Genomic DNA, 24724 nt, shown 5'->3' on the forward strand with positions numbered 1-24724 from the left:
GTGCCTGCGGGCGGCAACCCGGTCAGTCCCGCTTCAGGCTCCAGGTGGGACCGTCCGGCCCGTCTTCCACCACCACGCCGGCGGCGGCCAGGGTGTCCCGGATGGCGTCCGAGGCGGCCCAGTCCTTGGTGGCCCGTGCTTCGGCGCGGGCGGCGAGCTGGGCTTCAACGAGTACACCCAGGGCGGCGTGTTCCGTGCCGCCGCCCTCGAGGGGCTGCTGGACGGCGTCGAGCCCAAGGACTTCAGTCATGGTCATGACCGCTGCCAGGGCGTCGCGGCCGTCCTGGTCGGAGCCTTCGGCAAGGGCCGTGTTACCGGCGCGCACTGTCTCATGCAGCGCAGCCAGGGCCCGCGGGACGTTGAGGTCATCGTCCATGGCCTCGGAGAACGCCTGCAGCGCGCCGGCGGCGGTGCCGGTGTTGCCCTCGACGAGGCCGGCGCCGGATCCAAAGCGTGTAGTGGCTTTGGCAATGAACCCATCAATGCGTTCGACGGCGGCCGCGGCCTCCTGCAAGGAAGTGGGACGGTAGTCCAGGACGGAGCGGTAGTGTGCCTGCCCCAGGTAGTAGCGGACCACCCGCGGCGATGCCAGTTCGAGCATCTCGGCCGGGCTGATGGTGTTGCCGATGGACTTCGACATCTTTTCGCCCTCGTACGTCACCATGCCGTTGTGCATCCAGAAGCTGGCGAACGGGTGGCCTGCGGCCTGGGACTGGGCCATTTCGTTCTCGTGGTGCGGGAAGCGAAGGTCAAGGCCGCCGCCGTGGATATCGAACTCGGTGCCAAGGTATTTGGTGACCATTGCGGAGCATTCCAGGTGCCAGCCCGGACGGCCGGCGCCCCACGGGGAGGCCCAGCTCGCCGTCGTCGGCTCTCCCTCTTTGGAGCCCTTCCACAAGGCGAAGTCGCGGGGGTCCTTTTTCCTGTTGCTGAATTGGGCCTCGACGTCCGGCGCTGCCTGCATATCGTCAATGTTCTGCCGGGTCAGGGCACCGTACTTGCTCCAGGAACGCACATCGAAGTACACGTCTCCGGAGCCATCCAGGGCGGGGTAGGCGTGGCCGCGGTCGATCAGCTGGCTGATCAGGGCGTGCATCTCGGGGATGTGGCCGGTGGCGCGCGGCTCGTAGGTGGGCCGGGAGACACCCAGGGTGTCGTAGGCCTTGAGGAATTCCTGTTCGTAACGGTAGGCCAGCGCCCACCACTCTTCCTCGCGGACCGAGTCAGGTCCGGAGTCGAAGCCGGGTTCGAAGGATTCTGCGGACTTGGCCAGGATCTTGTCGTCGATGTCCGTGACATTCCGGACCACCGTGACCCGGAAGCCGCGGTAGGTCAGCCAGCGGGTGAGCTGGTCGAAAGCGATGGCTGAGCGGATATGGCCCACGTGGGGCATGCCCTGCACCGTGGCCCCGCAATAGTAGAGGCTGGCCTTGCCCTCGACGAGGGGCACGAAGTTCCGGACTTCGGCGGAGGCAGTGTCATAGAAGCGCAGGGTCACCGCTCCAGATTAGCTGATGGGAAGGTGCGGCCTTGGATACACCAAAGCGGTGGCCACTGCGGAGATGCCTTCTCCCCGGCCGGTGAATCCAAGGTGGTCGCTGGTGGTGGCCGTGACACTCACCGGCGCGTCGGCGGCGTCGCTCAGGACCTGCTGCGATTCCTCCCGGCGCGGCCCGAACTTGGGCCGGTTGGCGACGAACTGGACGGCAATGTTGCCGATCTCGAACCCGGCAGCGCGGACAATCCGCGCAGCCTCGGCCAGCAGCGTGGTTCCTGCGGCGCCGGCGAACTCGGGCCGGTCCGTTCCGAAGTGCGTGCCCAGGTCCCCCAGCCCGGCGGCGGAGAACAGCGCATCCGCAGCCGCATGGGCCACTGGATCACCGTCGGAGTGCCCGGCGAGGCCGCGCTCCCCCGGCCACAGCAGTCCGCCAAGCCACAGCGGGCAGGGCTGGTCTTCGGGGGCATAGGCGTGTACGTCCAGGCCGATGCCGGTGCGGGGAATAATCATTTCCGCAGGTTCCATTTCTAGCCTTCCACCCAGCGCGCACCAAGCGGGCCCTCCAGGAGCCCTTCGGCGAGGATGAGGTCCAGCGGAGTGGTGATTTTCAGGGATTGGGTGGACCCCCTGACCACGTGGACGGGGATCCCGAGCATTTCCACGAGCATTGCGTCATCGGTGACCGCTGCTGACTCGTTCTTGTCCAGGCTCCGCGCAGCCTCGTGCGCTTTCAGCAGCGTGTCGAGGTGGAACCCCTGGGGAGTCTGCACCGCACGGAGTTCCTCGCGGGGCGCTGTTCCCGTCACCACCTCCGGCGCCAGGTCGGCGTCCTTCCCCGTGGTGGCCGCGACTGTCTTGACGGTGTCCACCACCGCTACGGCAGGAATCACTGCAGCGGCCCCTGCGGCAAGTGCGTCAGTGACGCGGTGGAAGACCGACTCGGGCGTGAGGGCACGGGCGGCATCGTGCACCAGCACTGCCTCTATGCCGTCCATCAGGGCCGCCATGCCGGCGCGCACCGACTCTGCCCGGGTGGCGCCGCCGTCCACAATGGAAAGGAAGGGAGCGCCGTCGGCCAGTTCCTGCCGGAACTCCTCGCACAGCCTGCGGAGCGTATCCTCTCCGGGGGGCAGCGCGATGCACACCTGGCTGCCGGTTCCGGAGGCCACAATGCCGCGGAGGGCATGCATCAGGATAGGTTCGCCGCCCAGCGGAACCGCCGCTTTCGGGATGCCGTAGCCCAGCCTCTGCCCTGAACCTGCTGCCACCAGGATCACTGCGGTGACCGGGCGGGTGGGTGTTTCGCTCATGCGGACTAGCCTACGTCCCTGCAGGCCGCCGGCGCCTGAACACCTGGGGTTGAATCTTCAGGGGCAGGATTTTGGGCAAAAAGAAGCCCCGGCACCACGTGGGTGACACCGGGGTTCAATTCTTAGGAAGCCAGGACCTCGTCGAGAACGCTTGCAGCCTTCTCTTCGTCGGTCTTCTCAGCCAGCGCCAGTTCTGAAATCAGAATCTGCCGGGCCTTGGCCAGCATTCGCTTCTCGCCTGCGGAAAGGCCCCGGTCGTGATCGCGGCGCCACAGGTCGCGGACGACCTCTGCAACCTTGATGACGTCACCGGAAGCAAGCTTCTCCAGATTTGCCTTGTACCTACGTGACCAGTTGGTGGGTTCCTCCGTGAACTCAGCACGAAGCACATCAAATACGTGCTCCAGGCCTTCCTTGCCCACTACGTCCCGAACCCCAACAAGGTCAACGTTCTCTGCTGGAACTTCAATGGTCAGATCACCCTGGGCCACCTTGAGCTTGAGATACATTTTCTCTTCGCCCTTGATGGTGCGCATCTTGATTTCTTCAATCTTCGCAGCACCGTGGTGAGGGTAAACTACTGTCTCGCCGACCTCAAATACCATGTGGACATTTCCCCTTTCCCGCTGACCAGTTTATCACGATTCAGGCATATGACCGGCCGGGAAGAGGGCCGGGAACCGCAGAAATACGCGGAAAATAGGCCTAATCGGACCCCTCCACCCCCTTGACGAACACGGATAATAGTGCATGCAGGGGGCCTGAAGGAAGGGTGATGTGACACCGCCGAATCCTCGTTTGGCCCGCTTTGCGGATAGGCTATGCGTGATTAATGTTTCAAGACTCTTGAGGAGTACGCGACGTGCGTTTCACTGCGATGACCCGGGCCCAGCGCGGCAAACTGGCACTGACGGCAGCCGCCCTTGGCGTGGGCCTGCTGACGGCGGGCTGCGGGTACACCAATTCCCAGCAGACCACCGCCCGGTACCAGGCGTCTGACGGCATCATCGCCGACCTCGGTCCGCTGGAGCTGCGCAACATCCTGATCGTCTCCGCAGGCGAGGACCAGCCGGGCCGCCTGATCGGCGCCGTGTACAACTCCTCTTCCCAGGACGTGACCCTCACGGTCAACGGTGCGGAAGGTTCGCAGACCGAAGTTCCCGTCAAGGCCAACTCGTACACCCTGCTCAACGAGAGTTCCGACGAAGCCATCCTCAGCACCACGGGCGGAATCCCGGGCTCGCTCGTGGACGTCAAGATCAGCGAGGACGGCACCAACGTCAGCAACACGGTGAAGGTTCCCGTGCTGGACACCACGCTGCCCGAGTACAAGGAATACCTGCCGGCCGGGAGCACTCCTGCACCCACCTCTGCCAGCCCGTCGCCGTCGGAATCCGAAGAAGCCGCCGGGGGCGACGACCACTAGGCAGCCGCGCTGGCCGCCAGCAGTCAAGCACACAAAAGGAGGGGCCTGGCGGCCCCTCCTTTTGTATGTCATTCGTAACCTGTTTCCTGTCCTGCGGCACGTCCGCCGGACGCCGGCGCCGGCGCCTTACGGCTCGAACTTGTAGCCCAGCCCCCGCACGGTGACCAGGAACCGCGGGGCTGAGGGATCCGGCTCGATCTTGCCGCGCAACCGCTTCACGTGGACGTCCAGGGTCTTGGTGTCCCCCACATAGTCGGAACCCCACACACGGTCGATCAGCTGGCCGCGGGTGAGCACCCGGCCCGAGTTGCGCAGCAGCATTTCGAGGAGCTCGAACTCCTTCAGCGGCAGCAGCACCTGTTCTCCGCCCACGCTGACCACATGGCGTTCGATGTCCATCCGCACCGGCCCAGCCTGCACGGTGGAGGAGACGAGTTCCTCCGGTTCGCCCTGGCGCCGCAGTACTGCCCTGACCCTTGCCACGAGCTCGCGGGACGAATAGGGCTTGGTGACATAGTCGTCGGCGCCAAGTTCCAGGCCCACCACTTTGTCGATTTCGGCGTCTTTGGCCGTCAGCATGATCACCGGGACGCTGGACCGCTGGCGGAGCTGGCGGCACACTTCCGTGCCGGAGAGTCCGGGAAGCTGCAGATCCAGCAGCACCAGGTCCGCGCCGTTCCGGTCGAATTCGGTGATGGCGTCCAGGCCGTTGTCCACGACCTCCACCTCAAAGCCTTCCTTGCCCAGCAAATAGGACAGGGGATCGCTGAACGACTCCTCATCCTCGACAATCAAGATCCTGCTCAAGCTGTTGCTCCTCGTTCTGTTGCGCCGGCGGCGCCGGGTCCTTGGGTGACATGTGGCTCGTCCGGGCTCTTCCGGGAGCCCGCGGCGGCGGGGGCAGTGGGGGCGGAGGCAGGATCCGGCTGTTCCCCGCCGTCCTGGCCTTCCATTTCGGGAAGCCGGAGGGTGAACGTGGATCCCTGCCCTGGCTGGGACCACAGGGTCACCTCGCCGCCGTGGTTGGAGGCCACATGCTTGACGATGCTCAGGCCCAGGCCGGTGCCGCCGGTATGGCGGGACCGTGCCGAGTCCACCCGGTAGAACCGTTCAAAGACGCGTTCCTGGTCCTCGGGGCTGAGTCCCTCACCCTGGTCCGTCACAGAAATGGAGACCAGGCCTTCCCTGCTGCGGACGCCGATCCCCACCCGGGTGTTTTCCGGGGAGTAGCGGATGGCGTTGTCGATCAGGTTACGGAGCGCGGTGACCAGCAGGTCCTGGTCCCCGAAGACCTTCGCGTCGGTCCGCCCGCCCACCACGATCCGGATGTTCTTGCTCTCCGCCGGAAGCTGGGAGCGGTCCACCGCCTCGGCTATGACGGCATTGACGTCAACCGGCCTGCCCTGCTGCGCCACGCTGGCCCCCTGCAGCCTGGACAGCTCGATGATGTCCTGCACCAGTGCGGCCAGCCGGCCTGACTCCTTGTGCATGCGTTTAGCGAAGCGCCTGACCGCAAGTTCGTCATCCGCCGAGGACTCCAAGGCTTCGGCGAGCAGCGAAATGGCACCCACGGGGGTTTTCAGCTCATGGGAAACGTTGGCTACGAAATCGTTCCGGATCTCTTCGGTCCTGGTGATCTCCGTGCGGTCATCCGCGAGCAGCAGGATGTATTCCTCACCGAGCATCGCGGCCCGGATCTGGACGATGATGGTTCCCTGGCCGAGCGGGCCGCGGGGAAGCTCCAGCTGCTTCTCCAGGATGACGCCGTCGCGCCGGACGCCCGCCGTCATGTCCAGCAGTTCCTTGTGGACCACGGTGTGGCCGCGGACAAGGCCGTAGGCGTAGGCTGCCGGGCTGGCCCGGACCACGCCGTCCACGGCGTCCACCACCACGAAGGCGCGGCCGACGACGGCCAGCACCTCGGCAGCGCCCGGCGGCAGGGCCGGTTCTTCGGTGTCCACGTCCAGCAGTTGCCGCTGCCGCTCGCTGACCCGGTACGCGAGCACGCCGAACGTGCCGAGCGCCAGGCCGACGAGGCCGGCCACCAAGCCGATGAGCATAGGATCCACAGCTCCACCTTATGCTCTGGAAGACGCTGATCGGCGCGTCCGGGCCTCCTCTTGCGACGGTTCAACTAACGTTCACCTTCAAGGGCCTCGCCGTTCACCCGGCGCTGGCAGAGTAGCCAGTTGGAGTGCCGATTGGCGACGCGATTCCCGCTGCCCGGACTTGGGCCGGCGGGAGTTACAAGGAAAGGACGCCCACGTGCGTAAGGTTTTTCAGGAAGAGCTGACCCAGGTCGGCGACCAGCTCGTGGAGATCTCCCGGCTGGTCAGCGAAGCGATGGACAAGGCCACCACATCCTTCGAAGTGGCTGACGTGGACCTTGCGCAGGACGTCATCGCTGCGGATGCCCGCATCGACTTCCTGCAGAACAGCCTCGATGAGCGCGCCATCGACATCCTGGCGTTGCAGGGGCCGGTGGCCAGCGACCTGCGGATGATTGTGGGCTCGCTGCGGATGAGCGCTTCCCTCGAGCGGATGGGCGACCTTGCCCGGCACATTGCCCAGCTGGCACGCCTGCGCTACCCGTCCACTGTCATTCCGGAATCCATGACCGGCACCTTCAAGCGCATGGCCGAGCTGGACCAGGAAATCGCCGACAAGCTGACCGTCCTCCTGGAAACCCGCGACCTTGAGGTGGCGAGGGACATCCTGAAGGCGAATACGGCCATCAACGACCTCCACCTCAGCGTCTTCAAGGCCATCGCGGCACCGGAGTGGAATGAATCGCCCGCCACCACGGTGGATGTTGCACTCGCCAGCCGCTACTTCGAACGCTTCGCGGACCATGGCGTGTCAGTGGCCCAGAAGGTCACCTACCTGGTGACCGGCGCCTGGCAGCCCACCGGGACAGAACACAGCTAAACGCTCTAAACCCTCGGGAGTTTTACGGGAACAGACGACGGCGGGCTGGTCACCTGAGGTGACCAGCCCGCCGTCGTTGTTTAATGCCCTATTTCTTGCCCTGGTTCGCTACCGCCAGGATGGCCTGCTCCGCGGCTTCCGGGTCAAGGTAGGTGCCGCCAGGCTTGATCGGCTGGAAGTTCTCATCGAGGTCGTACACCAGCGGGATACCGGTGGGGATGTTCAGGCCGGCGATGGCTTCGTCGCTGATACCGTCCAGGTGCTTGACCAGGGCGCGCAGGGAGTTGCCGTGGGCCGTGACCAGGACGGTCTTGCCGGCTTTGAGGTCCTCCTTGATGTCCGATTCCCAGTACGGCAGCAGGCGGACCAGGACGTCCTTAAGGCATTCCGTGCGCGGGAGTGCGTCGCCCAGGTCCGCGTAGCGGGGATCGTGCGCCTGGGAGAACTCGGAGTCGTCGTCCAGGGGCGGCGGAGGGGTGTCGTAGGAGCGGCGCCATTCCATGAACTGCTCCTCGCCGTACTCTGCAAGGGTCTGGGCCTTGTCCTTGCCCTGCAGGGCGCCGTAGTGGCGTTCGTTCAGGCGCCAGTCGCGCTTCACCGGGATCCAGCCGCGGTCAGCCTTGTCCAGGGAGATGTTCGCAGTGTTGATGGCCCGCTTCAGCAGGGAGGTGTAGAGGATGTCCGGGAGAACATTGTTCTCAACCAGGAGCTCGCCGCCGCGTGCTGCTTCCGTGCGGCCCTGGTCGTTGAGGTCTACGTCCACCCAGCCGGTGAACAGGTTCTTGGCGTTCCATTCGCTGTGGCCGTGGCGCAGCAGAATCAGCTTGTAAGTCATGATTTTCATCCTAGCCGAGCGCTGCCGCCGCCTGCCCAGCGTTACAAGCCGGTCCGGTGACGCGCCACCTCCGGCTGCAGGGATAAGGTGGGGCCGTGGTGCAAAAAGCTGAACGGGTGACTGCCCCGCAGATTTCCGGCAGGAACAGCACCGGCAGGCCGGGCAGGCCGGTGGGCAACGTGACCCGCGGAACCACCAATCCCAACCGGATGCGCCGGGTGGACCGCTGGTTGGCCGGGCCTCAGGCCTGGCGGCTCCGGAACGCCGTCGATCCCCTGGTGGTGGACCTGGGCTATGGCGCGACGCCCGCCACCGCCGTCGAACTCTTTGACCGGCTCGCTGCCGTCCGCCCGGATGTGCAGGTCTTTGGAATCGAGATTGAGCCCGAACGCGTCCGCGCCGCCCTCCCCCTGCAACGGCCTGGCTTGAGCTTCCGGGTGGGCGGCTTCGAACTGCCCGTGCCGGGACGGCCGGTCCTGGTGCGGGCGTTCAACGTCCTGCGGCAGTACGAGGAAGCTGACGTTCCCGGTATCTGGCGGCTGGTGCAGGACCGCCTGAGCCCTGGCGGCCTGTTCATCGACGGCACCTGCGATGAGATCGGGCGGCGCGTCACCTGGGTGGCGCTGGACGCAGAACGGCCCCTGTCCCTCAGCATCTCTGTCCGGTTCGGCAGCTTCGAACTGCCCTCGGACGTTGCCGAAAGACTGCCCAAGGCCCTGATCCACCGCAACGTTCCCGGAGAACCGGTGCACGCCCTGATGCAGGCCATGGACCGGGCCTGGCTGGAGTGCGCGCCGCTGGCTTCCTTCGGGAACAGGCAGCGGTGGCAGGGCATGTGCCGGACGTTGCGGGACGCGGGCTGGCCGGTGCAGGACGGGCCCGCCCGGTGGCGGCTGGGCGAGTTCACCGTGGGCTGGGATGCCGTAGCTCCCCTGGCCTGACGGCGCCGGAAGCAGGGTTCCCGCGGGCAGGCTCCCTGGCCTAGCTAACCTGTGGGGCTTGTGGTGTGAAAGGCGCAGTCAGCCACGCGGCAGGCTTACCAGGGACCATAGGGGCCGGTGTTGCGGCTGCCGCCCCGGCCTGCGTCCTTGACTGCCGGCCGCACGTCCGCCAAGTAAACGGACGCGGCCACCACGGCCGCGAGTCCGAACAGGCCCAGCGTGCCGAAAAAGCCGCCTCCGCTGCTGAAGAACGAGATGACACCGATCAGGGCTGCTCCGCCGGTCAGTGCCAGCCAGAAAGCCTTGGTCCTCTTGCCCGTGGCCTCGAACGCGTTGGAACGGTGCCGGGCGCAGTCGGCCACAGCCCACAGCTCAAGGCCCAGCGCCACCAGGGCAAGAATAAAGAACACTGCCTGCTCTACAGGCCGAATAATCAGTTCACCGTCCACAAGCCCAGCCTAGCCGCCCAGCGAGTCCAGCGCCCGCTTCAAATCGGCCCAGAGGTCCTCCACGTTTTCGATTCCCACACTGAGCCGCACCAAATTCTCCGGAACGCTCACCGGCTCGGCGGTGTGCCGCCGTCGTCGTTCAATGAGGGACTCAACGCCGCCCAGGGACGTCGCGGGGAGCCACAGCTGCAGCGCGCGGACGAGTTTGTCAGCAGTGTCAGCGCCGCTCAGCCCTGCGGCAGGGGCAACCTGCACGCAGATGATGGAGCCAAACCCCTTCATCTGCGCCTTTGCGCGTTCATGGCCGGGATCCGCGGGCAGGCCCGGGAAACGGATGGACTCGATGGCCGGGTGTGCGCCAAGGCGTTCAGCCAACACCATGGCAGAAGCCTGGGAGCGTTCTATCCGCAGCGCCAGGGTCCGCAGGCCGCGCAGCGCCAGCCAAGCCTCGAAGGGTCCCGCAATCCCGCCGTGGATGGTCCGGTTGTGGAGCAGGGCCGAGCGGATGTCCGCGTTGGACGTCACCAGGGCGCCCAGGACGACGTCGGAATGGCCAGCCAGATACTTCGTCACCGAGTGCAGGACGACGTCGGACCCCAAGGCCAGGGGCTGCTGCACCAGGGGTGTGGAGAAGGTGTTGTCCGTGACGACGATAGCGCCGACGGCATGCGCCGCAGCCGTCAGGGCCTGGACGTCGGCGATGCCGAGCATCGGGTTAGTGGGGCTTTCCAGCCACAGCATGGAAGCAGCCCGGGCGTTGGGTCCGTTCGGTGCCAGGGCGGCCTTGACGGCATCCGTGTCGGCAATGTCCACGGTGCGCAGTTCGACGAATTCCTTCTGCGCCAGTTCCGAAGCCATCACCAAGGACCCGGAGTAGCTGTGCGCGGGCATCACCAGAACTCCCCCTGGGGGGATCAGGGAAAGGGCCGAGCTGACCGCCGCAAGCCCTGATGAGTAGAGCAGCCCCGGCAGCTTGGAACCTTCAAGCTGGCCGAGCGCTTCTTCGAAGGGATCCCAGGTGGGATTGGAATACCGGCCGTACCCGCGGTCGCCGTCCCCGAGGGCCCCGGTGCCAAAGTATGTGGAGGAAAGGACGACTGGGTGGTTGACCGGCTGGTCCCTTTCCCTGGGGGGACGCCCGGCCGCAACCACCACCGTTTCGGCTGAGAGCGCCGCGGCCTGCTGTTCGGAGAGACTCATGGTGAAAGCGTACTGTCCGTCAGCAGTCCCCCGGAAAGCTGTTACCCGCAGGTGCAGCACCCGGACTCCGTCCACAGGCCCGATCGGTTTTGTCAGCGGGGATCGGTACGCTTGATGGGTGAGCAAACAAAGGGCCGGGCTTTTCATCGCGTTTGAGGGCGGCGACGGCGCCGGCAAATCAACGCAGGCTGCCCGGCTTGCAGAAGCCATGGAATCCCGGGGCCTCACCGTCCTGCGTACCCGTGAGCCAGGCGGAACTCCCATCGGCGAAAAACTGCGTTCACTGGTATTGGATCACGGCCACGGCCACATCGATGCCCGCACGGAAGCGCTCATCTTTGCCTCGTCCCGGGCCGCGCACGCCACCCAGGTCATCCGGCCTGCCCTGGAACGCGGTGAGATCGTCCTGACGGACCGTTACATCGACTCGTCGGTGGCCTACCAGGGGGCAGGACGCGGACTGGGCGAGGACGCCGTACTGTCCCTTAATGAGTGGGCCACTTCCGGCCTGCAGCCCCACCTCACCGTCCTGCTGGATGTCGACCCCGCCGTCGGCCGCCGCCGCCGGACAGCCGGCGATGCTGCCGAAGACCGGCTGGAATCTGAAGCTGATGACTTCCATACCCGTATCCGGGAGGCCTTCCTGGAGATGGCCCGCAGCCGTCCGGAGTCCTACCTCGTGCTGTCCGCCCATCACCCTGTCGGAGAGCTGGCGGAACAGATTCTTGAACGGGTGGAAAGCCTCCTGGCCGCGCATCACAGCGTCCCGGCAGATGTTCTTCCGGGACATGAGCCGTCGGCAGGTGGCCGGCCGTGACGGTGTGGGACGACCTGCAAGGGCAACCCGCCGTCGTCGAACAACTGCGGCAGGCCTCCAGCGGCGAGGGGCTGACGCACGCGTGGCTTTTTACCGGCCCGCCGGGCTCCGGGCGCTCGAACGCGGCGAAGGCCTTTGCCGCGGCACTGAACTGCGACCAGGACGACGTCAGCCAGCGCGGATGCGGCCACTGCTCCGCCTGCCTGACCATCCTGGGTGAGACCCATTCGGACGTCACGTTCGTCCGGACCGAGAAGGTCACCATCACCATTGACGAAGCCCGGGAACTGGTGGCCACGGCCGGCAACAGGCCCTCGACAGGTCGGTGGCGCATCATCGTGGTGGAGGATGCGGACCGCATGGCCGAACGCACCACCAACGTCCTCCTCAAAGCCATCGAGGAACCCACTCCCCGGACCGTGTGGATGCTGTGCGCCCCGTCCCCGGCGGACGTCCTGGTGACCATCCGTTCGCGCTGCCGCAGCGTGGCTTTGCGGCTGCCGCCTGCCGCTGACGTCGCTGCCCTGCTGGTGAAGCGCGACGGCGTGGATCCGGCGCTCGCTGAGCGTGCCGCCCGGGCGGCGCAGAGCCATGTTGGCATTGCCCGCCGGCTGGCGCGCGACCCCGCTGCGAGGGAGCGCCGGCTGGAAACTGTCCGGTTCCCGCTCGGCCTGCGGGGCGTCACTGCTGCAGTGATGATGGCAGACAAGCTGGTCAAGATCGCCACCGCAGAGGCCAACAGTTCCAATGAGGAACGGGACGCTGCGGAGAAGGCCGCGCTGCTGGCAACACTGGGCGCACCGGAATCCGGGACGCTTCCTCCGGCCATGCGCAGCCAGGTAAAGCAGCTGGAGGACGACCAGAAGAGGCGGGCCAAACGGTCCATCACGGACTCGCTGGACCGGACGCTGACGGATCTTCTGTCCTTCTATCGTGATGTGCTGATTATCCAGCTGGGGAATGCCGTGGAGCTCGTAAACGTTGAGCTCAGGGGTGAATTGGAGGCGTTCGCCCACCGCTCCACGCCGGAGTCAACGCTTGCCCGGATGGATGCCATCAACAAAGCCCGCGAACGCATCACCACCACTAACGTTGCACCGCTGTTGACCATTGAGTCCATGGCAGCCAGCCTGATCTAGTCCTTCAAGGAGACCCGATGACTGCCCGCCCCCTGCCCGTACGCCCGCGATTCGCGGCGGTTGGCGTCCGTGCCCTCGGGGCCATGGTCCTGGCCATGGTCCTGGCGTCCTGCAGCCTCCTGAATGGAGAAGACCGCAGCCAGGAGGCCGCCACTGCCAAGGCCGACCCGTCGATCGTTGCATCTGCACCGGAAGGTCTTGAGGAGTTCTACTCCCAGGAGGTCGTCTGGGAGCCATGCGAGAACGAGTTCCAGTGCGCCAGCGTGACGGTGCCCATGGACTACGGCAACCCCGACGGCGAGACAATCCAGATTGCCGCGCTGCGGGCTCCAAGCACGGGAAAGAAAACGGGCAGCCTCCTGGTCAACCCGGGCGGTCCGGGTGCGTCAGGCTATGACTTCGTCAAGGATGCGGCCGGGACACATTTTTCCCAGGCTGTACGGGATTCCTACGACCTTGTGGGCTTTGACCCCCGGGGCGTGAAACGCTCAGCCCCCGTCACGTGCATGACCGACGCCGAACGGGATGCCGCCAGGTCCAAGATCTACGACCTCGAAACCGATGCCGGACTTGCCGAGGTCCTGGCGGACAACAAGGCAACTGCGGCCCAGTGCGAGGAGCAGACGGGTCCGGTGCTGGGGAACATCGATACGGTCAGTTCCGCTAAGGACGTGGACGTTCTTCGGGCCGTGGTCAATGATCCGAAACTCAACTATCTTGGCTACTCCTACGGCACGTTCCTGGGCTCAACCTACGCTTCCCTGTTCCCTGACAATGTGGGACGGATGGTGCTGGATGGAGCGCTGGACCCCTCCATCAGCAACGAGGAGCTGACCAGCGGGCAGGCCCGTGCCTTCGAGAAGGCAATCCGCGCCTATGTTGCCAGCTGCCAGGGGCAGGACGGATGCCCCCTGAGCGGGGACGTGGATTCCGGTGTCCAGCAGATCCGCGACCTGATCGCCGCGGTCCAGCAAACGCCGCCGACCGCCAAGGACGGGCGGGTGGTAAATGCCACCATGTTCGTCAGCGGCCTGATCACGCCGCTGTACAACGACCAAAGCTGGCCCGCCCTCACTCAGGCCCTGGAAGCGGCAATGACGGGAGACGTCAGCCTCATGCTGCGGCTCGCAGACCTGGGGGCCGACCGCTCTTCCAACGGGACGTATACGTCCAATTCCACCTTCGCCTTCAATGCCATCAACTGCCTTGACTACCCCATGGAGTCCGAGACAGCCGCCATGCGTGCGGAGCAGCAGCGCCTGATGCAGGACTCACCCACCTTCGGGTACTTCTTTGCATACGGAGGCACAAACTGCGTGGACTGGCCGTATGAGAGCGTGCGCACGCCGTCGCCGATGGAATACAGCGGCGGCTCCCCCATCGTTGTCATCGGCACCACCGGCGACCCTGCCACCCCGGTGGAATGGGCGTCATCGCTGCGCAAGCAGCTGGGCAACGCTGCACTCCTCACGTGGGAAGGCGAAGGCCACACCGCGTACGGCCGGTCCAACAGCTGCATCGAGGACGCCGTGGACAGCTACCTGGTAAGCGGCCAGGTTCCCGCCGACAACACGGTGTGCTGAAGGCCTCACCCTGTCCCGGCCGCCCATTTTGACCCGGGCGCGGGGACTCTATTACAGTTGACTCTTGCATGAAGCGCCCGGTTTTGCCGGAGATTCGTGCGGTGCTTCCTTAGCTCAGTCGGTAGAGCGTTTCACTCGTAATGAAAAGGTCATCAGTTCGATTCTGATAGGAAGCTCGGGATAAACCCCGGACAACCCATGCTTTAGGGGTTTCCGGGGTTTTTCGCTGGTTAAGCGGTAACCCCCTTTGAGGTCCACAGCCGGCGCTGGAATTGTTACCCGCGGACGCAGAGCTACCGTCGCAGCGTGTCCAGGCTACGACGGTAGTACGTGCGCTGCTGGGATGGCCGGTTTCCTTTGTTTCAGGCCGTCAGTAACTCACAGCGAAGACTGAGGCCTGCTCCCTGCCCGTCCGCGCCTGCCATTGCGCGGCCTGTTCGCTGGTCTCCGGGTTTTCAACCCCGTACGCGATCTTTTTACCGGTGCCCAGCTTGATGGTGTTGCGATGGGTGATGATCCCGGCGGGTATCTGCCTGTCCCCGCTGTTGCGGGTGTAGTTGTCCCGCGCCCCGAGGAAACTGTTGCCCGTGATTTCCACGTCCACAGGGACTTCCATGGAATAGGTCAACAGGTGCGTTCCCTTGCCGTCCCGGTCGGACCGGATGAGCGCAGCCCACGAGTAGCCGGCGTCAATGCAGGTGTTGTTTATGAACCTGCACCTAAGAAATCCCGTGCCGCCGCCCTTACCCCACAGTTCCAGCGACATGTTGCAGTTCTCAAGCCGATTGGATTCCCACGTAATGTCGGTCCAGCCTGCCGTGCCGGTACCCTGTGCCGACAGCGCGACGTCGTACGTCTGCCGGACCGCGTTCTCCCGGATCATGACCCTCGCCGCGCCCACGTATAGTTCCACCCCGTTGCCGTATCGCGTAGTTCCCGAGAGGGCAGAACCGCCTATCCACTCGATTTCGTTCCGCTGGATAACAACGTTCTTGCCGCCGGTAGTAACACCATGCGCTCCGGTGCCGCCAAGGTACAGGTCCTGCACTGTGGTATGCGAGGCCAGCCGCAGAATGTCCCGTTGAACGGAAATGGCCACGCCCGCCCCAGGGTTTACCCCCAAGCGAACGTACACGTACGTGGAGTCGCTGAAAAACTCCCAGTCTGCCGCCAACTCGGAAATAGCCCAACGTTTCCGGCCGTGAATCATGCCAGCAGCCTTCAGAAATCCCACGTTGGTGGAAGCCTCGGACGTGTTGCCCGAATACTGGCCACTGTTCGCCGCGATGTTCAGCTTCCAAATGTTCCCGCTGTACTGCGTCCATGCAGCCTTGCTCACCTTATAGCCCAGCAAGCGAGGCCGAGCTCCCTCACCGTACGCCCCGATAGTCAGCGTTCCTGAAGATCCGATCAGGGACGGCATATGGATGGACCCGTAAAAGTCGTCCCCGCGCTTGAACAGGACAATGGAGCCGCGTTGCAGGTCGCCCGATGCCATGGCTGAGCGTACCTTGGCAAGGGTGCGCCAGGGCGCCGTCACGCTTCCCGGATTACTGTCGGAACCTGATGCGCTGACGTACCGGACGTTTCCATTCGCGTACGCCGGAGCCGCGCCGGCCAGGGCCGTCGCGAAAAACGCCACCGCACCCTGAAGAATCGACCGCCGATTGACTCCCTGTTTTCTAGGCCGCTGTTCCCCGGCAACATATGCCCGCTTCCTGGTGGCGGAACGGACAATGATCCCGGTGAGGAACAGGACGAGTCCCAGCACGATGAAGGTCCACGTCGGCACAGCCACGGTGTCCATGACACTCTCACAGGTGCGTTCCCCACCGCCCATGCCCTGCAACGTCCCGTACGACGTGACCAACTCTTCCTTCGGGCCAACGACGCTTCGGCACGCCGATCCTGCACTCGCGAAACCTGTGATGAGACCAACAACACTCAGAATGGGGCCGATTACAATCAGCCAGATCCAGGCACGAGACCTCTTCGATGCCTGTGGAATGGTTTTAGACATGCTTCCCCCTTGAAAGCTTCCAATGATGCAGTGGCATCGTATCCGTGGCTGATCATGCAGGGTCCCGGGCGCGCCCAAGCCCGGGATGAACACCTTCGGAGGGCGTCTCTGACCAAGGAACGCCGGCGGAGGCGCCGCCGGAGGATAGCGGCATCAATCACCACGTCTTAGGTGGGCAGGGCACCGAAGCGTATGCCCTGGGTGAGGGTGGGGCATGTCCTGGAAACTTGCCTCCCCCGAGGGGATGGCGTGATGAGTACGCTCTGGCGCCTGGTGGCGCGCTCCTGCTGACCATCGTGGGCTCTTGGTCAAGGGCCGTGACGAGAACTGGAGCCCGCGCGGTTGCGGCAGTTACCACGGTCGGCCCAACAACCGGCGGCGTCATGCCGCCGGTTGTTGGGGCGCCTGTGCGTCGGGTATCTAAGATGGCGTGCATGGAAGACAAGGTCCTGGCAGAGATCGCCAACCAGCTCTACGCCGGGCCGCTGGAAGATTTTGTGGCAGCCCGGGCCAGTGCTGCCAAGGAAGCAGCCTCGGCGGACAAAGAGCTGGCGGCTGCGGTGCGGGCACTGCCGAAGCCCTCGGTTGCCGCCTGGGCGGTGAATATGCTGGCCCAGCACCAACCGGATGTCCTGGCCCAGCTGACGGAACTCGGCGGCAGGATGCGCGCGGCACAGGTGTCGCTGGACGCCGCGTCGCTGCGTGACCTGGGACGTGAGCGCCGCACTTCGCTCGCCGCCGCCGTCGACACCGCCCGTTCGGTGGCCCAGGAACACGGCCGGGCCATCAGCGATTCCATGGCAGGCGAGGTGGAGGAGACACTCCGCGCGCTGACAGCGGATGAGGGAGCAGCGGCGGCCGTGCGGAGCGGGCGCCTGCTCAAGACATTGCAGGCAGACGGCGTAAACGCCGTTGACCTGGACGGCACCGTGGCAGTCCCTTCGGTCATGCCGCCCGCCGCAGCGGCTCCCGCCTCAGCGCCACCGGCCTCCACTGGCAGGAACATGCGTACGACGGCGGCAGCGCCGCGACAGCGCATGCCGGACAAGCCGCGGCTTGAGGCGGTCCGGCAGACTCCGCGGCCCGCGTCACCGCCGGCGCTGGAAAGGGCCAGGGCGGCCCTAGAAGAAGCCCAGGCAGCAGAGGCCGGGGCGGCGCAGGCGGCACAGGAGCTGCAGGACCAGGCCGACGACATACGGACCGGCATCGCGGAACTGGTCCGGGAGACCGCAGATCTTCGTGCCCGGCTGAGGACAGCAGAAGAGCAGCTGGAGCGCTCAAAGAAGAAGCTGGCGGCCACCGTCGCCGAGGCGAAACAGGCGGTGCGGGCCGCGGACAAAGCCGAGCGGACGGCAGTCCTTGCACAGGAACGGGTCCTTCGGCTGGGCAACACGCGGGACTGATTCCCGTGATTGTCAGACCCCGGTTGCAGACTGGATTCATGGAAAAGCAACTGGTACAGGAATTTCACGTCACGTACTTCGACGCCGACTGCGGCCGGGCGCGGGCTGAGGTCTTTGACACCCTGGCAGAGGCGGAGCGCTTCGCCAGCCGGCACTGCGCCGGGGAGGACAGCTGGGCCGTCGTCGACGCCGTGGCCGTAGAGCAGATCCGCACAGCCGCCTGACCCGTTCCTGCTTAAACGCAAAGCATTAAACGCAAAGCGCCCCGCCTGTACAGAACAGGCAGGGCGGCAGTGCGCGGCTAAAGCCCTCGCGCGGGCGCCGTCTGGCGGCTACGCGAAGTCGGAAACAGCCGGGTCTGCGCCGATGCGGCCTTCGCCCTTGGCCGAGCGGTCAAGCGCGTTGATAGCCTCGATGTCGTCCGCATCCAGGGTTACCTCGAGAGCCGCGTAGTTCTCCCGGATCCGGGATTCGGTGACGGACTTGGGGATCACCACGTTGCCAATTGCGAGGTGCCAGGCGATGACGACCTGCGCTGGCGTGGCGCCGTGCTTGGCGGCAATGGAGGCCACCGTAGCGTCCTCAAGCAGCTCGCCGCCCTGGCCCAGCGGCGACCAGGCCTGGGTCAGGATGCCCTTCGAAGCACCAAACTCGCGCAGTTCACGCTGGCTGAAGTACGGGTGCAGTTCAATCTGGTGGATGGCCGGGACAACACCCGTTTCATCGATGAGCCGCTGCAGGCCCTCGGCGGTGAAGTTGGATACGCCGATGGACTTGACCCTGCCGCGCTTCTGGAGCTCGATCAGCGCCTTCCAGGTGTCCAGGTATTTGTCCTGCTTGGGCTGCATCCAGTGGATCAGGTACAGGTCCAGCGTCTCGAGTCCCAGCCTGTCCATCGATGCCTCAAAGGCTTCCAGGGTGGACTCATAGCCCTGGTCAGCGTTCCAGAGCTTGGTGGTGATGAAGAGCTGCTCCGGGGAAAGGCCGGAGCTGGCGATCGCCCGCCCTACGCCTGCCTCGTTGCCGTAGATCTTGGCGGTGTCGATGTGGCGGAAGCCCGCTTCAAACGCCTGCCGGACCACCTTTTCGGCGACGTCGTCCTCAACCTGCCAGACGCCATAGCCAAGCTGGGGAATCGTGTTTCCGTCATTGAACGTCAGTGTAGGTGAAAGTGTCATTCGACCATCCTGCCAAACCCCGGCGCCCGCCAGGAGGGAATGGGCCGGAAGTAAGCCAGGCGCTTAACCGGGAATATCCGCCTGCCGCGGTCCCGGGTCCTCCTCGCTGAGGTGGCGCTCGGCGTCGGCCACCTGCTGGAAGACGGACTCGGCGCGCCGCCGGACGGACGCCGCACCTACCGGGACCGGGCCCACGGCGAGCCGGAGCATGGCGGCCGCCTCCGCCGTGGTGGCCAGCGAGTTGCCGGCCTTGGACAGGGCACGGTGCACGCCGGCCAGGCCAACCGGAATGTCCAGGCCTTCATTCGGTGAACGCCGCTGCGCTTCCATGCACACGAGCCGTACCCTTTCGAGGAGGGCAGCCAGCTCGTTGGCTATCTCGAGCAGTTCACCGTAGAGCTGGTCGTCCTCAACGCCTTCCAGGACCTGGTGGAAGCGGTCCAGTCCCCGCTGGAAGCGGTCGTGGGCGCGGCGCCACAGCCCCTTCCCCAGTTCCGCATCATCCTTGCGCCCCTGCCTGGCGGCGCTGAAAAAGCCCAAGCGCACCCTTACAGGTATTGTCCGGGACCGTGGTCCGGGTCGTCCCGCTGGCCTGGCCGCGCGGAATTGCCGGAGCGCGAACCTGCGGCAGCCCTTTGCGGCTCACCGTTTTCCCCGATGACCACGCCGGGGGCAATCATGGTTCCTGGCGGCAGCTGGCGCAACTGCATCTGCGCGGCCGCGTGCTCGCGGGCCGCGTGCTGGGCGGCAATCGCCGTCTGGATCCCGTGGAACAACCCCTCGAGCCATCCCACAAGCTGGGCCTGGGCTATGCGCAGTTCAGCGTCCGAGGGAGTGCCGTCGTCGGAGAAGGGAAGGCTGATCCTGTCCAGCTCCTCCACCAGCTCCGGAGCCAGTCCGTCTTCCAGCTCTTTGATGGAGCGCTCGTGGATCTCGGCCAGCCTGCCCCGGGCAGCCTCATCCAGGGGTGCGGACTTCACTTCCTCCAGGAGCTGCCTGATCATTGTTCCGATCCGCATCACTTTGGCCGGCTCATCCACCAGGTCCTGAAGGTTGCTCCCCTTAGGCCTCATGCCCTCAGGAGGACCGGGGTGAGCGTGCACCGGCGGCTGCCGGTCGTCAATGGGAGTGCCTTCTACCGGGAGGTCCTCAGCTGGCTGAGTGTCTTGTGGATCGCTCATGCGTTCATACTCTCATGAGCGATCCACCCGCGACCCACCGGATGAACCCACCTGACGGTTTGTCCGCTGCAAGCTCAATCAGCAGCACCGGCCCTGCGGATTGCTGTCCTGGCGGTCTGTCCGGTCACGCCAAAACTCCCTCTCCGTGAGCGGCGCATCCACGTGGCCGGCCGCCCTATGGTGCTCCAGATACTTGGCGTACGCGTCCGCGCCCAGGACGCCGCCGACATACCGGGCGACGCCCCGGACTCCCCGCGTCAGCACAGCCAGTCCCGCCGCCCTCAGTGGTGGCCACCCCTTTCGAACCTGAGCTCCGCCGGCACCTTGTCCCACTCCGCCATCAGCTCCCGTTCGGCGGGTGTGGGGATAATTCCGGCAGGGGCGAAGACCCGCGACGGGAGGGCAGGGTCCTCGTTGTCCTGGACGGCGGTGCCGTCCGCGCGGTTGCGGAAGGCCCTGGCCGTGGCGAGCAACGCCGTCGCGATCACAATGATGCTGAGCACCACAAAGATCACGGAGAGCCAGCCCTGGATGGCCGTGTTCCGCACGACCGCCTCCATGGCCGCCACGGATTTCGCCGTCCCAAACTCCGTCTTCCCTTCTGCGAGGGCCTTGCTGAACGCCGCGTTGTTGGCGAAGTAGCCCACCGCGGGCGTGGACGAGAAGATCTTCTGGTAACTCGCGGTGATGGTCACCACGGCAGCGAAGCCGAGCGGCAGGGCAACGATCCACAGGTACTTGAACGTGCCGCGCTTCGCCACGATGGCAAGGCACACGGACAATGCGATTGCCGCGAGCAGCTGGTTGGCAATGCCGAACAGCGGGAACAGCGTGTTGATGCCGCCCAGAGGGTCGGTGACGCCCATCAGCAGCACCGCGCCCCAGGCTCCCACCATGATGGCGGTGCAGAGCCAGGCGCCGGGCCGCCAGGAGTGCTCCTTGAACTTGGGAACAAAGTTTCCAATCGAGTCCTGCAGCATGAATCGGGCAACACGGGTGCCGGCGTCCACAGCGGTGAGGATGAAGAGGGCTTCGAACATGATGGCGAAGTGGTACCAGAAAGCCATCATGGCGGTACCGCCAATGAACTGCTGCATAATGTGCGCGAGGCCCACTGCAAGGGTGGGAGCACCGCCGGTGCGGGAAACGATGCTTTCCTCACCGACGTTGGCTGCTGTCTGGGACAGGAACTCTGGGGTGATGTTCACTCCGGCCAGGCCCAGGCTGTTGACCCAGGTGGCTGCCGTTTCCACCGTTCCGCCGGTCAGCGCGGCCGGCGAGTTCATGGCGAAGTAGAGTCCGCGGTCGATGGAAATGGCGGCCACCAGTGCCATGATGGCCACGAATGACTCCATCAGCATGCCGCCGTAGCCAATGAATCGGGTTTGGCGTTCCTTCTCCACGAGCTTCGGGGTGGTGCCGGACGAGATCAGGGCGTGGAAACCGGAGAGGGCACCGCAGGCGATGGTGACGAACAGGAACGGGAACAGGGCCCCCGGGAACACGGGTCCGTTGTCCCTGCTGGCGAATTCGCTGAAGGCGGGAACAGTGATTTCCGGGCGGACCACAACGATGGCCAGCGCGAGCATCACGATGACGCCGATCTTCATGAACGTTGAAAGGTAGTCCCGGGGTGCCAGGAGCAGCCACACGGGCAGGATGGCGGCAATGAAGCCGTAGACAATGAGCCCCCACGCGATGGTGACCTTGTCCAGGCTGAAGATGTCGGCGCCCCAAGGGGTTTCGGCCACGATGCCGCCGCCGACGATGGCCGCCATCAGCAGGACGAACCCAATCAGCGACACTTCCATGACCTTGCCGGGCCGGAGGTAGCGGAGGTAGACGCCCATGAACAGGGCGATGGGGATGGTCAAACCCACGGAGAAGACACCCCACGGGCTTTCGCCCAGGGCATTGACGACGACGAGCGCGAGGATGGCCACGATGATCACCATGATCAGCAGGGTGGCTATGAGGGCCGCTGTGCCGCCAATGACGCCAAGCTCCTCGCGCGCCATCTGTCCCAGGGACCTGCCGCCGCGCCGCATGGAGAAGAACATCACCAGGTAGTCCTGGACGGCGCCGGCAAGGACGACGCCGATAATGATCCAGATAGTGCCGGGCAGGTAGCCCATCTGGGCTGCAATGACAGGACCCACCAGCGGTCCGGCCCCGGCGATGGCGGCGAAGTGGTGGCCGAACAGGACATTGCGGTCAGTGCGGACGTAGTCCTTGCCATCGGCCTTGTACTCAGCCGGGGTGGCACGGCGGTCGTCAGGCCGGGTGATGTAGCGCTCGATGACCTTGGAGTAGAACCGGTAGCCGATGAGGTACGTGCACACCGAGGCAAACACGAACCAAATAGCGTTGACGGTCTCACCGCGGATGATGGCCAGCATGAACCAGGCCAGGCCGCCCAGCAGGGCAATGCCGGCCCACAGCGCAATCTTTCCCGGCGTCCATTTCCGGTCTTCTGCCTCGCGGACTTCCTCATCAATGGCAGTCGGGGGCAGGGCCGGGTCGGTGGCCACCACGCCCCTTTCCCCGGATGCATTCCTCCGTTGATCAGGCGTTTCGGCCATGTCTCCTCCTTGAGATTGTTTCGCTTCTGCTGTGACGCACCCTACCAACCCGCAGCCCCATTCCAGAGGCGTTCTGCCAGGTGGCGCAGAAACGTGCGGTGAGCGGAGGGGAAGCGGCGACGAACGACGGATCAGCTTGGCGTCCCGGCCGCACCAACGCAGCGAAGGCCTCCGTCCGAACAGCTCGGGCGGAGGCCTTGGCTCATGGGAAAAGCGTAAAGCTGCTCCTTAGGCGTGTGAGTAGGTAAGGCAGTCAGCGTTGTCCGCACCGGGGCCGACATGCACCTCGGCGGCCTTGCACATCAGGTGGTCGTTGTGGACGCATTCAGAACGCTGGCAGGCGCCGACGTCGGCAAGGACTTTGGGCAGTCCGCCGTGCATGCCCGTGTCGATAAAGGTGGCGCAGTGCGCGTGGTTTTCGGCTCCGCCTACAGTGATGGCGGCAGCATTGCAGTTGGTGTGATCGTTAAAGGAACAGTTCGTTACGCTGCAGTCGGCCACGTGGGTTGCCATGAGCTTCCTCCAAGTTCCACCGCCCGGCCGGGCGGCTCCTGCACCCCACGCTAAACCTGTCCACTGCATTCAAAAAGACCCAATTGTGTTCCCTATTTCCCCTGCGCCTGCTGGATCATCCTCGCCTCGCACAGGTCCAGCCAGCGGACCTCCGCCTCGGTCTGGAAAATCAGGGAGTCCAGGACCATAAGCCACGCCGTATCAACGGCCCGCTGGCTCGAAGCAGTGTCCCGGCGGGCTTTGGTGTAGTCCTGCAGCGCCCGGACGGAGGCCAACCGCTGGCCCTGGATGATGGCCTGGATGTCGACGCCGGGCACGGTGACAGCGAGCGCCAGCTTGATGGCCAGCTCATTGCGCGGCGGGTTGTTCCGCTCCACCGGCGCCGCGAACCACTCCCGGATCTCCGCCCTGCCGGCCGCCGTGATGCTGTACACTACGTGGCCGTTCCCGTCGTCGCCGTCCCTGTCCACCAAGGCGTCGCGTTCCAGCCGGTCCAGGGTGGTGTACACCTGTCCAATGTTCAGCGGCCAGGTGCTGCCGGTGCGGTTCTCGAACTCGGTCCGCAGCTGGTAGCCGTAGCGCGGCTGGTCCTGCAGCAGTGCGAGGAGGCTATGGCGGATGGACATGCTGTTCCTTGTGCTCGGCGGGCAACGGTCTGCGGGGCGGAGCGCTTACATGAGTAGCAGGATCTTGCCCACGTGGTCTCCCGTGTCGAAGTACCGGTGGGCCGCACGCACCTGGTCAAACGGGAAGGTCTTTGCCACCAGCGGCCGCACCCGTCCGTCACTGACCAGCGGCCACACGGCGTCGCGGACGGCGTTCATGATGGCACCCTTTTCCTCCACGGGCCGCGGGCGCAGGGCTGTGGCCACCACGGCGGCCCGCTTCTGCAGCAGCTGCCCCAGATCGAGCTCACCCTTGGTGCCGCCCTGCAGTCCGATGACGATCAGCCGTCCATAGTCGGCGAGCGCGTCCACGTTCTGCTTGAGGTATTTGGCTCCGACGACGTCGAGGATGACGTCTGCGCCTTTGCCTCCGTTCTGGCGGCGGAGGCTCTCGGGAAAATCCTCTTCGGCGTAGTTGATGGCAATATCCGCACCCAGGAAGGCCTTTGCCGTGCTCACTTTCTCATCAGAGCCCGCGGTGGTGGCAACCCTGGCGCCGAGCGCCTTGGCCAGCTGGATGGCCATGGTGCCGATCCCGCCGGTGGCCCCGTGGATCAGGACAGTTTCACCCTCCTGCAACTGGGCCGTCATGACCAGGTTGGAGTAGACGGTGGCGGCAACTTCGGGGAGAGCTGCTGCGGTCACCAGGTCCACGCCGTCTGGCACCCGCAGGACCTGTTCGGCCCGGACGGCCACCTGCTGGGCGTAGCCGCCCCCGGCCAGCAGCGCCACCACTTTGTCCCCCAGGGAAAATGCCTTCGTGACACCGGGACCGAACCCGGCGATCCGGCCGGATACCTCAAGGCCGGGAATGTCCGAGGCTCCCGGCGGCGGCGGGTAGAAACCCCTGCGCTGCTGCACGTCCGCCCGGTTGAGGCCGGCCGCGACGACATCGATCAGCACCTCTCCGGTACCGGGTACCGGGGCCTCGACCTCGCGGACCTCCAACACTTCCGGGCCGCCCGGCTCCGAAATGTAGACGGCTTTCATGGAACACTCCCGTTTCTGACTGAATACTGCGTGCAACCAGTGTGCACCGGACACCTTCCGGACTCT

26 protein-coding genes and 1 tRNA gene are annotated in these 24724 nt (G+C 65.3%); 9 read left to right on the forward strand and 18 right to left on the reverse strand.

Going from position 1 to position 24724, the window contains the following annotated elements; all coding sequences use genetic code 11:
* Nucleotides 1–22: 22 nt before the first annotated feature.
* The 4 genes from cysS to IEX33_RS18535 all read right to left on the reverse strand — a co-directional run bounded on the left by cysS (nt 23) and on the right by IEX33_RS18535 (nt 3413).
* A complete protein-coding gene (gene cysS, locus IEX33_RS18520; protein WP_188732363.1) occupies nt 23–1498 on the reverse strand; it encodes a cysteine--tRNA ligase in 1476 nt (491 codons plus the stop codon).
* 9 nt (nt 1499–1507) lie between these two features.
* Nucleotides 1508–2008 (reverse strand): 2-C-methyl-D-erythritol 2,4-cyclodiphosphate synthase, encoded by a 501-nt coding sequence (gene ispF / locus IEX33_RS18525; protein ID WP_174178758.1) that lies wholly within the window; start codon nt 2006–2008, stop codon nt 1508–1510.
* 17 nt (nt 2009–2025) lie between these two features.
* Entirely contained in the window at nt 2026–2808 is a 783-nt protein-coding gene (gene ispD / locus IEX33_RS18530; RefSeq protein ID WP_188732364.1) for a 2-C-methyl-D-erythritol 4-phosphate cytidylyltransferase, read from the reverse strand.
* Nucleotides 2809–2930: 122 nt separating this feature from the next.
* The gene (locus tag IEX33_RS18535; RefSeq protein ID WP_011690592.1) at nt 2931–3413 is read right to left on the reverse strand and encodes a CarD family transcriptional regulator; all 483 of its coding nucleotides are present in this window, start codon (nt 3411–3413) and stop codon (nt 2931–2933) included.
* 257 nt (nt 3414–3670) lie between these two features.
* Here IEX33_RS18535 and IEX33_RS18540 point away from each other — a divergent pair, with 257 nt between their 5' ends.
* Nucleotides 3671–4234, forward strand: coding sequence for a hypothetical protein (locus IEX33_RS18540; RefSeq protein ID WP_377090083.1), 564 nt, complete (start codon nt 3671–3673; stop codon nt 4232–4234).
* Between the two features lie 126 nt (nt 4235–4360).
* On the opposite strand, the gene IEX33_RS18545 is transcribed toward IEX33_RS18540, so the two are convergent.
* A complete protein-coding gene (locus IEX33_RS18545) occupies nt 4361–5041 on the reverse strand; it encodes a response regulator transcription factor (protein WP_066273817.1) in 681 nt (226 codons plus the stop codon).
* The gene (locus IEX33_RS18550) at nt 5038–6294 is read right to left on the reverse strand and encodes a sensor histidine kinase (protein WP_188732413.1); all 1257 of its coding nucleotides are present in this window, start codon (nt 6292–6294) and stop codon (nt 5038–5040) included. The genes IEX33_RS18545 and IEX33_RS18550 overlap by 4 nt, the downstream gene beginning before the upstream one ends.
* A 205-nt stretch (nt 6295–6499) precedes the next feature.
* On the opposite strand from IEX33_RS18550, the gene phoU reads away from it, so the two are divergent.
* Nucleotides 6500–7162: a phosphate signaling complex protein PhoU gene (gene phoU / locus IEX33_RS18555; protein WP_188732365.1), complete on the forward strand. Its 663-nt coding sequence runs from the start codon at nt 6500–6502 to the stop codon at nt 7160–7162.
* Nucleotides 7163–7250: 88 nt separating this feature from the next.
* Here phoU and IEX33_RS18560 read toward each other — a convergent pair whose 3' ends face one another.
* Nucleotides 7251–7997: a phosphoglyceromutase gene (locus IEX33_RS18560; protein WP_066273814.1), complete on the reverse strand. Its 747-nt coding sequence runs from the start codon at nt 7995–7997 to the stop codon at nt 7251–7253.
* Between the two features lie 95 nt (nt 7998–8092).
* Between IEX33_RS18560 and IEX33_RS18565 the strand changes: the two genes are divergently transcribed.
* Complete coding sequence (locus tag IEX33_RS18565; protein ID WP_188732366.1) at nt 8093–8938, forward strand: O-methyltransferase; 846 nt, start codon at nt 8093–8095, stop codon at nt 8936–8938.
* A gap of 95 nt (nt 8939–9033) precedes the next feature.
* Here IEX33_RS18565 and IEX33_RS18570 read toward each other — a convergent pair whose 3' ends face one another.
* Both IEX33_RS18570 and IEX33_RS18575 read right to left on the reverse strand, forming a co-directional pair.
* Complete coding sequence (locus tag IEX33_RS18570; protein ID WP_188732367.1) at nt 9034–9387, reverse strand: DUF2516 family protein; 354 nt, start codon at nt 9385–9387, stop codon at nt 9034–9036.
* A gap of 9 nt (nt 9388–9396) precedes the next feature.
* A complete protein-coding gene (locus IEX33_RS18575; protein WP_188732368.1) occupies nt 9397–10587 on the reverse strand; it encodes a trans-sulfuration enzyme family protein in 1191 nt (396 codons plus the stop codon).
* Nucleotides 10588–10705: 118 nt separating this feature from the next.
* On the opposite strand from IEX33_RS18575, the gene tmk reads away from it, so the two are divergent.
* From tmk to IEX33_RS18595, 4 genes are all read left to right on the forward strand, one after another.
* Nucleotides 10706–11404, forward strand: a complete 699-nt coding sequence (gene tmk, locus IEX33_RS18580; protein WP_188732369.1) for a dTMP kinase — start codon at nt 10706–10708, stop codon at nt 11402–11404.
* Entirely contained in the window at nt 11401–12543 is a 1143-nt protein-coding gene (locus IEX33_RS18585) for a DNA polymerase III subunit delta' (protein ID WP_188732370.1), read from the forward strand. Before tmk ends, IEX33_RS18585 begins: the two co-directional genes overlap by 4 nt.
* A gap of 17 nt (nt 12544–12560) precedes the next feature.
* On the forward strand, nt 12561–14126 hold the full coding sequence (locus IEX33_RS18590) for an alpha/beta hydrolase (protein ID WP_188732371.1): 1566 nt from the start codon (nt 12561–12563) through the stop codon (nt 14124–14126).
* Nucleotides 14127–14229: 103 nt separating this feature from the next.
* Nucleotides 14230–14302 (forward strand) — tRNA-Thr (locus IEX33_RS18595).
* 194 nt (nt 14303–14496) lie between these two features.
* Here IEX33_RS18595 and IEX33_RS18600 read toward each other — a convergent pair.
* Nucleotides 14497–15933, reverse strand: coding sequence for a hypothetical protein (locus IEX33_RS18600; RefSeq protein ID WP_188732372.1), 1437 nt, complete (start codon nt 15931–15933; stop codon nt 14497–14499).
* Between the two features lie 647 nt (nt 15934–16580).
* Here IEX33_RS18600 and IEX33_RS18605 point away from each other — a divergent pair.
* Nucleotides 16581–17549: a hypothetical protein gene (locus tag IEX33_RS18605; RefSeq protein WP_188732373.1), complete on the forward strand. Its 969-nt coding sequence runs from the start codon at nt 16581–16583 to the stop codon at nt 17547–17549.
* 38 nt (nt 17550–17587) lie between these two features.
* Nucleotides 17588–17773, forward strand: a complete 186-nt coding sequence (locus IEX33_RS18610; protein ID WP_188732374.1) for a hypothetical protein — start codon at nt 17588–17590, stop codon at nt 17771–17773.
* A 108-nt stretch (nt 17774–17881) separates the two neighbouring features.
* Here the strand turns inward: IEX33_RS18610 and IEX33_RS18615 are convergent, their stop codons facing one another.
* From IEX33_RS18615 to IEX33_RS18650, 8 genes are all read right to left on the reverse strand, one after another.
* Complete coding sequence (locus IEX33_RS18615; RefSeq protein ID WP_188732375.1) at nt 17882–18727, reverse strand: aldo/keto reductase; 846 nt, start codon at nt 18725–18727, stop codon at nt 17882–17884.
* Between the two features lie 63 nt (nt 18728–18790).
* A complete protein-coding gene (locus IEX33_RS18620; protein WP_188732376.1) occupies nt 18791–19267 on the reverse strand; it encodes a hypothetical protein in 477 nt (158 codons plus the stop codon).
* An 8-nt stretch (nt 19268–19275) separates the two neighbouring features.
* A complete protein-coding gene (locus IEX33_RS18625; protein WP_104189065.1) occupies nt 19276–19908 on the reverse strand; it encodes a bacterial proteasome activator family protein in 633 nt (210 codons plus the stop codon).
* Nucleotides 19909–19986: 78 nt separating this feature from the next.
* Nucleotides 19987–20178 (reverse strand): YbdD/YjiX family protein, encoded by a 192-nt coding sequence (locus IEX33_RS18630; protein WP_188732414.1) that lies wholly within the window; start codon nt 20176–20178, stop codon nt 19987–19989.
* An 11-nt stretch (nt 20179–20189) separates the two neighbouring features.
* On the reverse strand, nt 20190–22490 hold the full coding sequence (locus IEX33_RS18635) for a carbon starvation CstA family protein (RefSeq protein ID WP_188732377.1): 2301 nt from the start codon (nt 22488–22490) through the stop codon (nt 20190–20192).
* 228 nt (nt 22491–22718) lie between these two features.
* Nucleotides 22719–23003 (reverse strand): DUF1540 domain-containing protein, encoded by a 285-nt coding sequence (locus tag IEX33_RS18640; protein ID WP_104189059.1) that lies wholly within the window; start codon nt 23001–23003, stop codon nt 22719–22721.
* Nucleotides 23004–23095: 92 nt separating this feature from the next.
* The gene (locus tag IEX33_RS18645) at nt 23096–23629 is read right to left on the reverse strand and encodes a PadR family transcriptional regulator (protein WP_188732378.1); all 534 of its coding nucleotides are present in this window, start codon (nt 23627–23629) and stop codon (nt 23096–23098) included.
* A 45-nt stretch (nt 23630–23674) separates the two neighbouring features.
* Complete coding sequence (locus IEX33_RS18650) at nt 23675–24658, reverse strand: NAD(P)H-quinone oxidoreductase (protein ID WP_188732379.1); 984 nt, start codon at nt 24656–24658, stop codon at nt 23675–23677.
* Between the last annotated feature and the right edge of the window lie 66 nt (nt 24659–24724).

Origin of the sequence: Pseudarthrobacter scleromae (assembly GCF_014644515.1) — a bacterium.
Taxonomy (GTDB): Bacteria; Actinomycetota; Actinomycetes; order Actinomycetales; family Micrococcaceae; genus Arthrobacter; species Arthrobacter scleromae.

Excerpts from the sequence above, each read along its gene's own strand:
- ispF (WP_174178758.1), bottom strand. The coding sequence starts at position 2,008 with ATGATTATTCCCCGCACCGGCATCGGCCTGGACGTACACGCCTATGCC.
- ispD (WP_188732364.1), bottom strand. The coding sequence starts at position 2,808 with ATGAGCGAAACACCCACCCGCCCGGTCACCGCAGTGATCCTGGTGGCA.
- IEX33_RS18535 (WP_011690592.1), bottom strand. The coding sequence starts at position 3,413 with ATGGTATTTGAGGTCGGCGAGACAGTAGTTTACCCTCACCACGGTGCT.
- IEX33_RS18550 (WP_188732413.1), bottom strand. The coding sequence starts at position 6,294 with ATGCTCATCGGCTTGGTGGCCGGCCTCGTCGGCCTGGCGCTCGGCACG.
- IEX33_RS18560 (WP_066273814.1), bottom strand. The coding sequence starts at position 7,997 with ATGACTTACAAGCTGATTCTGCTGCGCCACGGCCACAGCGAATGGAAC.
- IEX33_RS18575 (WP_188732368.1), bottom strand. The coding sequence starts at position 10,587 with ATGAGTCTCTCCGAACAGCAGGCCGCGGCGCTCTCAGCCGAAACGGTG.
- IEX33_RS18590 (WP_188732371.1), top strand. The coding sequence starts at position 12,561 with ATGACTGCCCGCCCCCTGCCCGTACGCCCGCGATTCGCGGCGGTTGGC.
- IEX33_RS18600 (WP_188732372.1), bottom strand. The coding sequence starts at position 15,933 with ATGGACACCGTGGCTGTGCCGACGTGGACCTTCATCGTGCTGGGACTC.
- IEX33_RS18605 (WP_188732373.1), top strand. The coding sequence starts at position 16,581 with ATGGAAGACAAGGTCCTGGCAGAGATCGCCAACCAGCTCTACGCCGGG.
- IEX33_RS18610 (WP_188732374.1), top strand. The coding sequence starts at position 17,588 with ATGGAAAAGCAACTGGTACAGGAATTTCACGTCACGTACTTCGACGCC.
- IEX33_RS18615 (WP_188732375.1), bottom strand. The coding sequence starts at position 18,727 with ATGACACTTTCACCTACACTGACGTTCAATGACGGAAACACGATTCCC.
- IEX33_RS18625 (WP_104189065.1), bottom strand. The coding sequence starts at position 19,908 with ATGAGCGATCCACAAGACACTCAGCCAGCTGAGGACCTCCCGGTAGAA.
- IEX33_RS18635 (WP_188732377.1), bottom strand. The coding sequence starts at position 22,490 with ATGGCCGAAACGCCTGATCAACGGAGGAATGCATCCGGGGAAAGGGGC.
- IEX33_RS18640 (WP_104189059.1), bottom strand. The coding sequence starts at position 23,003 with ATGGCAACCCACGTGGCCGACTGCAGCGTAACGAACTGTTCCTTTAAC.
- IEX33_RS18645 (WP_188732378.1), bottom strand. The coding sequence starts at position 23,629 with ATGTCCATCCGCCATAGCCTCCTCGCACTGCTGCAGGACCAGCCGCGC.
- IEX33_RS18650 (WP_188732379.1), bottom strand. The coding sequence starts at position 24,658 with ATGAAAGCCGTCTACATTTCGGAGCCGGGCGGCCCGGAAGTGTTGGAG.